Raw genomic sequence first — 13,801 nt, 5'->3', positions numbered from 1 at the left:
ACGATCAAACGTCGACGGATACTATTGCACGCTGACCTGTGGTGTGTGCGGCGTCGCGCTCCGGGGGCGACCGCCGCCGAACGTTGGGTATGTTGATCCCGCGACGAGTGGTACTGCCGGACTGCAGCCAGCCAAGCGGGAAGGACGACGTATTGCGCATCGGGAAGATAACGGTTGGCGCACTTGATGAATGGTCGTTGCATCCAGGCTCGGTCACCTCCTGGCATCCGACGCCCGCGGCTCAGGAAAAGGCTCGACGAGCGCCGGTCAGTTCGGTGCCGGTCAGCTACATGCAGAGCCAACACCTTCGTAACTATTGCCAACGGACGGCGGCGGGACTGACCTTTTCCCGACAGATCATCGCCGGCTGTGAAGTGCCCGGCCAGTGTGATATTTCGGCCATGGATCACGCGGTGAATGCATACCTACGTCGGCACGACACGTTCCGCAGTTGGTTCGAACAGACCCATGATGGAGAGTTCATCCGGCATGCCATCGACGATCCGGCTGATATTGAATTCGTGCCGATCCATCACGGCAACATGACGATCGACGAGATCCACGCTCATGTCGTGGCCATACCGAGTCCGTTGGAGTGGGGCTGCTTCACCTTTGGAATAATCCAGAACGAGAACCACTTCACGTTCTTTGCCGCCATGGATCACGTCCACGGGGACGCGACACTGATCGGCACCACGATGTTGGAAGCCAACGGAATGTATTCGGCGTTGAGCGGAGGCAGTGAGGCCCTCACGCTTCCCGATGCCGGTAGCTTTGACGATTTCTGTGTCCGCGAGCGCGCGCATACATCGGAGTTGACCGTGGATTCGCCTGAGGTGCGGGCGTGGATCGACTTTGCGGAAAACAACAATGGCGGCTTTCCTGAATTTCCGCTTCCGCTGGGTAACCCGCTGACGTCGACCAGCAGTGGCATGACCTCCGAAGTCCTGATGAACACCGCACAGACGGAACGGTTCGAATCGGCTTGCACTGCGGCCGGCGCGCGCTTCGTCGGCGGCTTGTTCGCCTGCCTTGCCCAGGTCGAGCATGAGTTGACGGGCGCTCTCACGTATTACGGGCTCACTCCGAGGGATTCACGCACCGCCACGGATAATTTCATGACGCAGGGTTGGTTCACCGGCTTGATTCCGATCACCGCGCCGATAGGCGCGGCCTCATTCGGCGATGCCGCGTGGGCAGCGCAGGCTTCTTTCGACTCAAATCTGAATATGGCAAAAGTGCCGTACTACCGCGTGTTGGAGTTGGCGCCATGGTTGAGTTGGCCACGGCCAAATTTTCCAGTGTGGAACTTCTTGCATGGCGGCGCCGCTCCGCTCAACGCTATCCTCGCGGCCGCTGACCTGGGCCTTGCCAACAATATAGGTATCTACCCGGACGGCCGTTTCTCATATCAGCTCACTATTTACATATTTCGGTATGGCGAGGGCACGGCGATGGCGATCATGCATCCCGACAATCCCGTCGCCAGAAAATCAGTTGCCCGCTATATGAAGACGATGAGGTCCGTCTCCGTACTGGTCGCTGACAGCGGGCAGTGGGGACGCGTCGCATAGCGTGGAGCAATTCGGCGGCCATGGCATTCCCGCGATGCGCAACTTCCCGGCGAAGGTGAGGGCGACATGCGGCGGCTAGCCGATCTCGTGGTGCGGTGGCCCTGGGCGGTGATAGGGGTTTGGATCGCGATGGCGGTCGCCCTTCCGCTGACGTTCCCATCGCTGGGCGAGATGGCCGAGAAGCATCCGCTCGTCGTCCTGCCCAGCGATGCGCCCTCGAGTGTCAGCGCCAAAAAGATGGCCGAGTCGTTTCACGAACCGGGCAACGACGATCTGTTGTTGGTTGCGTTGATCAACGAGAATGGGTTGGGACCCGCCGACGAGGCCGCGTACCGCAAGCTCGTGCGCTCGCTGCGCGACGACGTCACAGATGTCGTATCGGTGCAGGACTTCGTCAGCACGCCACAACTGCGACAGTTCCTGACGAGTGCGGACAAGAAGACCTGGGTATTGCCGGTCGGTCTCGCGGGTGAGTTGGGCACGCCGCGGTCCTTCGACTCGTACAACCGGGTGGCCGACATCGTCGAACACAGCGTCGCCGGCGGTGCCCTGACAGTGCACCTCACCGGTCCCGCGGCCACCGTCGCGGACCTCACCGTCGCGGGCCACCGGGATCGCCTGCCGATCGAAATCGCGATCGCCGTTCTGGTCCTCGCCGTGCTATTGCTGGTCTACCGCAGCACGGTCACGATGCTGCTGCCGTTGGTGACGATCGGGTCTTCCCTGGTGATCGCCCAGGCGGTGGTGGCCGGCTACTCCCAACTGACCGGCTCGGGCGTCTCGAACCAGTCCATCGTATTTCTGAGCGCGATCATGGCCGGCGCCGGAACGGATTACGCGGTCTTTCTCATCAGCCGCTATCACGACTATCTGCGGTCGGGTGCGGATTACGATGAGGCGGTCAAGGCGGCGATGATCTCGATCGGGAAAGTGATCACCGCATCTGCCACCACGGTGGGCATCACTTTTCTCGTCATGAGCTTCGCCCGAATGGGAGTGTTCAGAACGGTCGGAGTGTCGTCGGGGATTGGTATCGGCGTTGCGTTCCTCGCCGGAGTGACTCTGCTGCCGGCAATTCTGGTGCTCGCCGGGCCGCGCGGCTGGGTCAAGCCGCGGCGCGAACTGACTGCTCGGTTCTGGCGACGTTCCGGCATACGCATCGTGCGCGGGCCGGTGGCACATCTGGTTGGCAGTGTGCTCGTATTGGCCCTTCTGGCCAGCTGCGCGATCTTTGCGCGCTACAACTATGACGATCGCAAGGCCGTGGCGGCGTCGGCGCCGAGTTCGGTCGGGTACGCCGCGCTGGAACGCCATTTCCCCATCAGTCAGTCCATCCCCGAGTACATCCTCGTCCAGTCGCCGCGTGACCTGCGCACACCTGCGGCCCTCGCGGATTTGGAGCAGATGGCTTCGCGCGTCGCCCAATTGCCGGACGTTTCTCTGGTCAGCGGCATCACCCGACCTTTGGGAGTTGTGCCGCCGGAGTTCCGGGCCACGTTTCAGGCGGGCCTCGTCGGTGACCGGCTGGCCGCCGGTTCCGCCCAGATCGGTCAGCGCACCGACGACCTCAACCGGCTGGCTGCCGGGGCGAACACGCTGGCCGACAGCCTCGGTGACGTGCGCGCACAGGTCAACCAGATCGCGCCCAGTATTCAAAGTCTGATCGACGCGTTCTCGTCGGTAAGGACCCAATACGGCGGCGACAGGTTGGTGCGGGACGTCGATACCGCCGCCAAGCTCGTCGAATCCATCAACGCGCTCGGCAACGCCATGGGCGTGAATTTCTCCGCCGCCAAAGACATGTTCGCCTGGATAGGCCCGGTCCTGACGGCGCTGCAGGCCAACCCGGTTTGCGACGCCGATTCCTCCTGCAGCGCCACCCGGGCCCAGCTTCAGCGGCTTGTCGCTGCGCGTGACGACGGAAGCCTCGACCGGATCAACGATCTCGCTCACCAGTTACAGGGGGTCGGCGACAGGCAAACCCTCACCGCGACGGTGAACAAGCTCAATGGTGCTCTCACAAACCTCGTCACGGCAGTCCACGACATGGGGCTGGACAAACCCGGCGGCCCACAGTCGGGCTTGACCAAGCTAGAGCAAGGCGCCGACCGCCTGGCCGGCGGAAGCCGGCAAGTGGCGGGCGGAGTGGACGAACTCGTCCAGCAGATCAAACTGATGGCTACCGGACTCAATCAGGCATCGGCTTTTCTGTTGACGATGCGACACGACGCGGCTGGCCCGTCAATGGGGGGGTTCAACATTCCGGCCGAAGTGCTGAATGTGGCGGATTTCCAGAAAGCCGCCAAGATGTTCATCTCGCCGGACGGCCACTCGGCGCGGTATCTGGTTCAAACCAAACTCAACCCGTTCAGCTCCGAGGCGATGGATCAGGTCAATGCGATCGGTGACATCGCCCGCGGCGCCCAGCCCAACACCACACTCGCGGGCGCCTCGATATCGATGGGCGGGTTCCCCGCCGCGCTGCGGGACACGCGCGACTATTACGAGCACGACATCCGATTCATCATCGCCGTGACCCTCATCGTCGTCCTGTTGACCCTGATCGTGCTGCTGCGTGCGATCATCGCACCTCTTTATCTCGTTGGTTCGGTGGTGATTTCGTATTTCGCGGCAATGGGTATCGGCGTGCTGACGTTTCAACTGATCCTGGGTCAGCCGTTGCATTGGAGCGTGCCCCCGTTGGCCTTCGTGGTGCTGGTCGCGGTGGGTGCCGACTACAACATGCTTTTCGTGTCGCGAATGCGGGACGAATCTCCGCACAGCATGCGCTACGGCATCATTCGCACGCTGAGTTCAACGGGCGGTGTGATCACCGCGGCGGGCCTGATCTTCGCCGCCTCGATCGGTGGTCTCTTGTTTTCCAGCATCGGCATCGTGGTCCAAGGCGGTTTCGTGATCGGTGTGGGAATTCTGCTGGATACCTTCGTGGTGCGCACCATCACGGTGCCCGCCATCGCTGCGCTGGTCGGGCGAGCAAACTGGTGGCCATCACGAGTGGCATTGCGGCAGTCGTTGTCTCGGTCACCGGCCGAACGCGCCTAGCAGTGAATGGATTAGCGCGCGCACGTGATGTATGTGAAACTACGAAACGAAGCGGAGCGGTCAGGGATAGGGATGAAGAAGCTCCTCGCAGGACTTAGCACGGACGTGATGTGACGCTTACGCCCCAGTCATCAATTCTGTCGATGCTGCACGGACGTGCCAGCCTGCGCCCCGGCGACGTGGCATTTACATTCACCGACTACGCCCACGACTCGGCGGGGGTTGCCGAGAGTCTCACGTGGTCGCAGCTATCACGCCGAACGATAAATGTGGCACGCGAGATCCGCCTTCATGGGTCGGTCGGTGACAGGGCAGTGATCCTGGCCCCGCAGGGGCTGGATTACATCCTGGCTTTCCTGGGATCCATGCAGGCTGGGCTCGTCGCGGTTCCGCTCCCGTTGCCCCATCGCGGCTCCAGTTATGACCGGGTGAGTGCGGTCTTTGCCGATACGAAGCCATCGGTTGTTCTCACGACATCCGCGGCCGCGAAAGATGTCGGCGATTACATCGATCAGTCAGGTATGGACACTGCGCCAAAGATCGTCGAGATTGATTCGTTGGATCTGGATGCCGACGGCGGACCGAGCCTTCAGCCGGCTGAGTTGCCGAGCATCGCGTACCTGCAGTACAGCTCGGGTTCAACCCGACTGCCGACCGGGGTCATGCTCTCGCACCGCAACCTCCAGGTGAATTTCGAACAGCTGATGCGCAGCCTCTTCGCGGATGCGCACGTCAAATCGACGACCGATCTCACGATCGTGTCGTGGTTGCCCTTCTACCACGACATGGGGTTGGTACTGGGCGTCTGCGCACCCATCCTGGGCGGCTATCTCGCCGAGCTGACGAGCCCGACTGCGTTCTTGGAAAGGCCGGCCAGATGGATACGTGCGCTGGCTGATACTGAGACTCGTCATGCGTTTTCGGCAGCGCCTAACTTCGCCTTCGACCTGGCCGCCCGCAAAACCGCCGACAGTGACCTTGCCGGGCTCGACCTCGGCGGCGTGCTGGGCATCATCAACGGCGCCGAACGCGTCGAGCCGGCTACCTTGGAACGCTTCGCAGATCGGTTCGCTCACTTCAATTTTCGGGACCACATGCTGCGTCCTTCGTACGGCCTGGCGGAGGCGACCGTCTTCGTGGCAAGTGGCACATGGAGTGATTCGTCGGGGGCTGTCCATTTCGATGTCGACGAATTGTCCGCGGGCCGCGCTCAGCGGTGTGCGGCTCCAGGCGGCTCAGCGCTGGTGAGATACAAACTGCCGCAGTCACCTATGGTGCGGATCGTCGACGTCGACACCAACCGGGAATGCTCGCCGGACGTGGTCGGCGAGATCTGGGTCCATGGCCAGAATGTCGCGACCGGCTACTGGAGCAAACCGCCAGAGGAGCTGCGTTGCTTCGGTGCAACAGTTGTCGAGCCTGCACCGGGCACGCCTGACGGGCCGTGGCTGCGAACGGGCGACCTCGGCTTCATTTCCGAGGGCGAGTTGTTCATTGTCGGCCGCATCAAGGACGTGCTCATCATTCGTGGTCGTAATCATTATCCCGAGGACATCGAGGCGACGGTCCACGAGATAACAGGTGGTCGGGTTGCGGCGATATCGGTTCCGGTGAACAGTACCGAGAAGCTGGTCACCGTCATCGAGCTCAACAAGCGAGGAGATTCCAGCGTAGAGGCGATGCATTGGCTCAGCGGGGTCAAGAGCGACGTCACCTCCGCCATATCCAATGCGCACGGCCTGAATGTCGGAGATCTCGTCCTGGTATCTCCCGGGTCGATTCCCACAACGACGAGCGGCAAGATGCGGCGCGCCGCGTGCGCCGAGCAGTACCGGCAGAACCAATTCATTCGGTTGGACGCCTAGCCCCGGCCGGTGGGGCGGGCGAACTGGTGGCCGTCACTACTGAGCTTGCGCAGCAGCGGCCGCTGTCACACGCATCGGTCGGGTCGGCGGGGTAAGGTCTGGTTCAATACAGACGCGTAGTCGAGCAGGCGGGGGTGAGAATGCGAAGACTGTTCGCCTCGGCCACGGCGCTGGTAACCATAGGTGCCACAGGATGTTTCGGCTTCGGGATTGCGGCAGCCGATGACCCGCAAGCCGGCTGGACGGCGGATCACGGGGCACCGGACAACGGAACACCGCCGCTGGGGACGCCTGGAAGGGCGTACGCACTGGGTGGCGCGCATGTGCTGGGTATCCCCTATGACGAGTACATAATGCGGACGGGTGCCGACTGGTTCCCGGGGCTGAATCGACAGATCGTCGACTACCCCGCAGGCCAGGTTCAGGGGCACACGCTGGAACGACTGTTCCCAGGCATCGGCCGGCTGGATCGTTCGTTTCCCGGCCTGGGTATCGACGGCCCCAGCATCGGCGAGTCGGTCGACATCGGACAGAACAACCTCGAAGGGGCCATTCGCAACGGTGGGCAGGGCACCGCGATCGGCCTGTCGGAGGGAGCGATGGTGCTCAATGCCGTCAAGGCTCGGCTCGCGAACGACCCGACCGCGCCCCCACCCGATCAGCTGAGCTTCGCAACGTACGGCGACCCGGTGGCGCGCCACCCCTTCGGTGAAAGCTTCCTGACCCAGATGTTTCCGGTCGGTAGCGTCGTTCCCTCACTCGACTACCGCGTCCCACCTCCGGTCGAGAGCCAATACGACACCTACCAGTTCGTCTCCGCATACGACAGCATCGCCGACTGGCCGGACAGGCCGGACAACTGGATGTCCCTCGCTAACGCGATCGTAGGTCTCGCGACCGGTCACACCGCGGTGGCTTTCACCAATCCGAGCAATGTGCCGCCGCAGAACATCAGGACGACCGTCAATTCCAAAGGCGCGAAGACGACCACCTACCTGATTCCCGAGCAGCATCTTCCTCTGGTGCTGCCCTTCAAATATCTCGGGGTGCCGGCGGACACGCTGAACAAGCTCGACGCCGTCCTCAAGCCCGCGGTGGATGCGGGATATTCACGAAACGACGATCGACTGACCGCACCGATAACGGTGGATCCGGTGCACGGTTACGACCCCGCGGCCGTCACCGCACCGGCCACTCAGGCCGCCTTCGGCGGCGGCGCCGATCCGTTATCGCAGCTGCTCTCCGGTTTTCAGTACGTGCTGAATCATCAATAGCCCGACGCGAGAGGCCGCCGCTACACTCCGGCCAACCCCGCGCCGAGCAGCACGCAGCCAACCGCGGCCAATAAGACGGTGACAGCGCGGCGGCGCCGCGACCGCAGCCAGTCCTGCAGCGCCACCAGCGTTGCGCGGGTGCGGTCCGGGGCCACCAGGTAGGACATCAGCGGGATCTCCACAAATCCGAACGCCACCACATTGAACAGCAGCAAGGCGCCGACCTGGACTGAGGCAGCGGCACCGGAAACGACGATGAGCGCCAGCACGGCGAGATAGTCAACGGACGGCAGGGCGATGCCGAGGCCCGCGACGCCCGCCGTCCACAGTGAACGCCCGTCGAGCAGTTGCCAGGCGCGCGTCGCAAGCGGCGCGAATTTCCGTGCGGTCAGGCCCGCAGGTCCGTCGCCGCGCTTACCCGCCAGGCCCGTGGCCAAAATCGCAGCGTTGACCAGCAGTAGCGCGCCGATGACGATTTGCACCCTTGGCAGGGTGAAATGCGCTGACCCCAAGGCCGGTCGCAGGACGAACAGCACGATCACGCCCACCGCGGTGCCCATCGCGAATCCGCCAGTGAGGAAGGCGAGTAGGTGTAGCAGGGGCCGGGGGCGGTTGATCATCAGGACCGTCACGCCGATCCGGAACGGTTCCAGGCTGACGGCAACGGCCATCATGAGGAGCGTGAACCACATGACAGCTAATGCGCTTCGCGAGGTACCCGCACGGTGACCATCATCGCCGCCAGGCCCGCCGCCAGCACCAGGCACAGTCCAGCCAAACCCGCGCGGTCGGAACCGAACAGGTCGACAAAGGTGAAGAACATCCACGGCGCGAGGAACGACACCGCGCGCCCGGTGGTGGTGTACAGACCGAACGCCACGCCTTCCTTGCCGTCGGCGGACATTCGCATCATCAGCGCCCGCGCGGAAGCCAGAGTTGGACCGACGAACAGACACAGAAGCAGTCCGCAGGTCCAGAAGGCGAGCGGCCCGGAGGCTGTCAGCAGGACCATTCCGATGACGATCATCGCGGTGAGCGATCCGGCAATGACACGCTTGGAACCCACTCCGTCGTCGAGCAGGCCGCCCAGAAAGGCTCCGATCGCGGCAACGGTGCTGGCACATACGCCGAAGGCCAGTACATCGGCCTGCGACAGCCCGTAGACGCTGACGCCGAGCACCGCGCCGAAGGCGAACACACCCGTCAGTCCGTCTCTGAATACCGCACTGGCCAACAGGTAGTAGACGACGTTGTGGTCGCGTCGCCATTCGCTCCTCACCTCGTCCCATAGGGCGCGATAGGCGGCGAAGAACCCGACCGGACGGCGGTCCGGAGCGGCCGGGCCGCGCACGGAAACGAGTAGTGGCCAAGCGAACAGAGCCAGCCATGCCGCGGCGAGCAACATCGACGCCCGCACGTTGTCGCCGTCATGTGCCGCGATGCCCAGTAGACCGCGGGTGTCGCCGGCACCCTGGATGAAGCCGAAATACACGACCAAAAGCAGCAGCACACTACCGAGAAATCCAGCAGCGGATCCAAGCCCGGAGATTCGTCCCGAGTTCGCACCCATCGAAAGTTGCCTCAGCATGGCGTTGTACGGCACGGTCGCCAGGTCGCTGCACGCCGCCGTGCACGCGAGCAACACCAGACCCAGCCAAAGGTAGTGATAGTCGGCCCGGATCAGGCTCATCGCTGCCGTCATCGCAACGACCAAGCCAGTGCTGGCTGCGAGTGCCGTGCGGCGCCGGTTCGGCGCGTTCACCCAGACACCGGTGGCCGGCGCCAGCAATGCGACGCACAGCCCGGCGATTGTCAGCGCCCGACCCAGCCAGCTTGCGGGCGTGCTGGGGCCGGGCAAACCCGAACCGACATGCTCGGTGAGGTAGACGGAGAAGACGAACGTGACGACGACGGCGTTGACGCCGGTCGCGCCGCAATCCCACAGCGCCCACGCCGCCACCCCGGACCGCGGAGCAGTGTGAGAATCCGCGCCACGGCTGCTCATCGCTGCACTCCAGTCGTCAGTGGCCAACACCCCGATGCGGCGTGCCTGCAACTCGATGCTTTGGTCTAACGGCGGTGGGTCTGCTGCACGGCGTAGGTGACGATTTCGGTCACCGGGCCTGATGGCACGGTTTGATCATGATTGCTTCGATTTCGATGGGGGTCAAACGCCCAAGAGCGGGGCGGCCCCGCGATCAGCCGGCGAGTGGGATGGTGATGTGCAGCGATGTCCCGCATTCCGGGGGACTGGTGATCTTCATGTGGCCGCCGAGCACTTCCACGCGGTCTTTGAGCCCGATGAGTCCTGATCCTTTGCGGGCATCGGCTCCGCCGATGCCGTCGTCGTGAATTGACAGATCGAGAGTGGCGTCCTTGGTTTCGGCGCTGACGTTCACGTGGGAGGCTTGGGCGTATTTGGCGGTGTTGGTCAGCGCTTCGGCCACCACGTAATAAGCGGTGATCTCGACTGAATCGGGCAATCGTGGCTCAACATCGACGTAAAGGGTGACTGGAATCGGGCAGCGCCGCGCTAGCGTCTTCAGCGCCGGACCTAATCCACCTGCGGAGAGGATCGCCGGATGAATCCCGCGCGAGATCTGTTGCAGGTCCGACGAAACCGCGGTCAAACCCGAGACGACGCCCGAAAGCTGTTCCTTGAGCGACTGCAGTTCGGACGGCACGGTACCCTCCGCCAGGCGTAGTTGCAGTCCGAGTGAAACCAGCCGCTGTTGAGCTCCATCGTGCAGGTCGCGCTCCAGCCGGCGGCGGGCGTCATCGGCGGCCGCCACGATCCGCGCGCGGGATGCGATCAGTTCGGAGCGCGTGGCGGCGTTCGCGATCGCGGTCGCGACGAGGTCGGCGAAGTCACTCATGCGCGCCTCGGTGTCCGGTGGCAGCGGCTCTGCTCGCAACGAGCCGACGATCGCCGCGCCCCACACCTGTCGGTCGACGATGATCGGAACTCCAACCGCCGAATCTATGCCGAACCCACGCATTCGACCAGCGTGCGGAACCGGAGCATCGTCGTGCCGGTCAATGCGCGCGGCACGGCCGGTGGACTGCACCCTTGCGGCAACGTTGTCACCTTCCAATCGCAGGCGCAGCCCCTTGGGCAACGGTTGCAGCCCGTCGTTGTGGAAGATGGCGAGGGGCACGAGTGCATCGTCGGCGTAGCGGTATATCGCCGCGTGGCCCGCACGCAAACAGCGGGCCATTGCTACGGCCACCGCCGAAAACACCTCCGAGTGGGCCATACCGCGCGCAACCAAGGTTGCCACCTGTCGCAACGCCGCCTGCTGGTCGGCGAGCACGGCCAGTTCGTCGCGGCTGTCCTGCAATTCGGCGCGGGTGGCGGCGTTGGATATCGCGGTGGCGACCAGGTCGGCGAAATCACCCATGCGCGCCTCGGTGTCCGCTGGGAACGGATCAGGGGCCGACGAGCCAACGGCCGCCATTCCCCAGACCCGTTCGTCGACGGTGATCGGGACTGCCACCGTGCAACGAAGGCCCATCTCACGCAGCCGCGCAGCGATGGAGCCGGGGGCGTTGGCCAATTCCAGACCGTCCAGCCGGGCGGGCTGACCGGTATGGGCCACCCTCGTCGCGATGTTGTCTCCTTCCAACGTGTGGCGCTCGCCGACAACTGGTTTGTGCTTCATCTGTGGCTCCAGGCGAGCCAGGGCCAGGACCGTCACCGTGTCACCGTCGAAGCGGTTCACCGACGCGTTGGCGGCATTCAGGCATCGGGCCATTTCATCGGCGACCGTCGCGAAAATTTCCGAGGGTTCGACGCCGCGGGCCACCAGGGTCGCCACCCGCCGCAACGCCGTCTGGTGCGTTGCAAGCACACCGAGCTCGTCGTGGCTCGCCTCCATCGCGGCCTGCGCTTGGTGCAACGCGTCCTGCTCGCGACGGCGCTCGGTCACGTCACGCCCGACGGCGTAATACAAGCCCCGCTGCCACACGATGCTCCACTCGATCCACCGTCGCGAACCGTCGCGGCAGATCACCCGATTCTCCAAGCGCACCGGCTCAGTGCTGCCGGCCAGCTGCTCGAGCGCCTCACGCACGCGTGCTTGGTCCTCGGGCACAACTAAGCCGATATACGGCCGTGACTCCAACTCGTCGAGGGAGTAGCCCAGTATTCGCGTGAACGCGGGGTTAACCCGGATGACCCGGTCCGGACCGGTGATGCACAACAGGTCAGATGACAGGTCGTAGAACCGTTCGCCCACCCGCGCCAGCCCCGCGAGCGCATTAGCGACCAACGCGATGACCACGAAGACCGCGATCACTAACTCGCTTTGGAGCGAAAACAGCACAAAGCCACCACCTGGCCAACTACGGAAGTAGAGGAAGACGATGGCGCTGACGACCGACGTTGTCACCGCCAGCCCGAAACCCCACAGCGCTGCGACGACCACGACGCCGAGCAGATAGATCGTTCCGACCCCGCCCGTCGTGTGGTGGGTAACCACATTGATCAAACCCACCACGATGCTCTCGATTACGATAAAGAAGCCCGCCACCGCAATTCCGAGCCACAGCGCTGGCGTCTTGGGGCGGACCAACAGCCAGGGCAGACGCGTCCGGGTTGCTCGTGAACCGAATCCGGCATCGGAGCCAGCGGCCGCGAAGAAGCGCCCTGGCATCCACCACCGGCCAGGCTGCCGCGACCACTTCTGCGCCATCAGACTCTCAGATCGCCTGCAGTGGACTTCCTCAAGAAGCGCAAGCTCAGCATAACCGCGTCGGACCCTGACGAGCCCAGTCGGTGCGGCAACAGTTTTACGTGGGCAGCGCCCCGGCCGTGCATCGGGATCGTCGGTTAGGACGATCCGTTGCGCACGGCCGCTTCGATTTTCTCGCCGGTTTGTTTGTCGATGTTTTTCCAGTACTCGAAGGCGCGCTCCAAGACCTGCTCCGTGACCCCGTTGCGCAGGTGGCCGGCCACATTGGACACCAGTCGTTCTCGCTCGGCGTCGTCCATGACGTCGCGGACCAGGGTGTGGGCCTGGCCCCAGTCGTCGTCTTCCTCGCGCAGGGTGTAGGCGGTGCGCACCATCTCACCGTCGGTGTGCCACAGCGCCTCGGCGGTGCGTGACGGATCGGCCTGTGGGCCGCCCTTGGAGTTGGGCGCGTACACCGGATCGGAGACGGGGATGACGCGCATCGCGCCGTCCTTGGAGTAGGAGTGCACGTCGCATTTGGGCGCGTTGACCGGGATTTGCTTGTAGTTGACGCCGATTCGGGCGCGGTGGGCGTCGGCGTAGGCGAAGGTGCGGGCCAAAAGCATCTTGTCCGGGCTGAATCCGGTGCCCGGCACCTGGTTGCTCGGGGCGAACGCGGCCTGTTCGATCTGGGTGTGATGGTCGGTGTAGTTGCGGTCCAGCACCAGCTTGCCCACCTCGATCAGCGGGTAGTCGGCGTGCGGCCACACCTTGGTCAAATCGAACGGGTTGAACCGGTAGGTCTTGGCGTCCTGATACGGCATGATCTGTATCTTCAGCGTCCACGACGGGTAGTCGCCGGCCTTGATCGCCTCGTGCAGGTCGCGGGTGTGGTAATCGCCGTCCACGCTGACCAGCCGGTCGGCCTCGGTCTGGGTCAGGCATTGGATGCCCTGATCGGAGATGAAGTGAGCCCTTGGCGTGGGGCTGCCGCTCGGGCACGCGTTCCCGGTTGAAGTTGGCCATCTGCTCGATCAGGTAATGATCCTGCAGCAGGATCGGACCATCGGGACCAACCGTGAGTGAATGGTCATCACTGGGCACCGGGATACCGGCATCGGTGGTGGTGGGCTTGGGCTGGTTGGTGTTCATTGTCGTTGCTCTCTGATGGTCGTGTTGGGGGTACCGAAAGTCTTTGCGGCTGTTGGGAGCTGAGCCCTGCAGGCCTATTCGGGCCAGCTGTTGGTGCGGATGATGTCGACGAAATCGTCACGAACGAACGACGGGTCGAAGTGTTCGAGCACATCCGCATTCACCGTGCCGAACGTGCTGAGGGGCCGGTGCTTCATGCC

General features: G+C 63.7%; 7 protein-coding genes and 2 pseudogenes. 4 read left to right on the top strand and 5 right to left on the bottom strand.

Going from position 1 to position 13,801, the window contains the following annotated elements:
• Positions 1–152 precede the first annotated feature (152 nt).
• From VE759_RS19755 to pe, 4 genes are all read left to right on the top strand, one after another.
• Complete coding sequence (locus tag VE759_RS19755) at positions 153–1,574, top strand: condensation domain-containing protein (protein ID WP_324935573.1); 1,422 nt, start codon at positions 153–155, stop codon at positions 1,572–1,574.
• 66 nt (positions 1,575–1,640) lie between these two features.
• Complete coding sequence (locus VE759_RS19750) at positions 1,641–4,637, top strand: MMPL family transporter (protein ID WP_324935571.1); 2,997 nt, start codon at positions 1,641–1,643, stop codon at positions 4,635–4,637.
• Between the two features lie 110 nt (positions 4,638–4,747).
• A complete protein-coding gene (locus VE759_RS19745; protein WP_324935569.1) occupies positions 4,748–6,502 on the top strand; it encodes an AMP-binding protein in 1,755 nt (584 codons plus the stop codon).
• Between the two features lie 140 nt (positions 6,503–6,642).
• Complete coding sequence (pe, locus tag VE759_RS19740; RefSeq protein ID WP_324935593.1) at positions 6,643–7,776, top strand: acyltransferase PE; 1,134 nt, start codon at positions 6,643–6,645, stop codon at positions 7,774–7,776.
• A 20-nt stretch (positions 7,777–7,796) separates the two neighbouring features.
• On the opposite strand, the gene VE759_RS19735 is transcribed toward pe, so the two are convergent.
• From VE759_RS19735 to VE759_RS19715, 5 genes and pseudogenes are all read right to left on the bottom strand, one after another.
• Positions 7,797–8,468, bottom strand: a complete 672-nt coding sequence (locus VE759_RS19735) for a GAP family protein (RefSeq protein WP_324935567.1) — start codon at positions 8,466–8,468, stop codon at positions 7,797–7,799.
• A gap of 5 nt (positions 8,469–8,473) precedes the next feature.
• Positions 8,474–9,781, bottom strand: a complete 1,308-nt coding sequence (locus VE759_RS19730; RefSeq protein WP_324935565.1) for an MFS transporter — start codon at positions 9,779–9,781, stop codon at positions 8,474–8,476.
• Between the two features lie 193 nt (positions 9,782–9,974).
• Positions 9,975–12,308 carry a GAF domain-containing protein gene (locus tag VE759_RS19725; protein WP_324935563.1) on the bottom strand — a complete coding sequence of 778 codons (2,334 nt, stop codon included), beginning with the start codon at positions 12,306–12,308 and terminating at the stop codon, positions 9,975–9,977.
• A 299-nt stretch (positions 12,309–12,607) separates the two neighbouring features.
• Positions 12,608–13,601 (bottom strand): annotated as a pseudogene (locus tag VE759_RS19720) (catalase).
• A 74-nt stretch (positions 13,602–13,675) separates the two neighbouring features.
• Positions 13,676–13,801: pseudogene (locus tag VE759_RS19715) on the bottom strand (diguanylate cyclase); the annotation flags it as partial.

It is taken from the genome of Mycobacterium sp., assembly GCF_035640695.1.
Classification (GTDB): Bacteria; Actinomycetota; Actinomycetes; order Mycobacteriales; family Mycobacteriaceae; genus Mycobacterium.
The sequence above is the reverse complement of the archived record's forward strand: the minus strand, read 5'-3'. Positions and strand labels throughout refer to the sequence as shown.

What these genes read in the sequence shown, in the direction of transcription:
- VE759_RS19750 (WP_324935571.1), top strand. Translation starts at nt 1,641, where the DNA reads ATGCGGCGGCTAGCCGATCTCGTGGTGCGGTGGCCCTGGGCGGTGATA.
- VE759_RS19730 (WP_324935565.1), bottom strand. Translation starts at nt 9,781, where the DNA reads ATGAGCAGCCGTGGCGCGGATTCTCACACTGCTCCGCGGTCCGGGGTG.
- pe (WP_324935593.1), top strand. Translation starts at nt 6,643, where the DNA reads ATGCGAAGACTGTTCGCCTCGGCCACGGCGCTGGTAACCATAGGTGCC.
- VE759_RS19735 (WP_324935567.1), bottom strand. Translation starts at nt 8,468, where the DNA reads ATGTGGTTCACGCTCCTCATGATGGCCGTTGCCGTCAGCCTGGAACCG.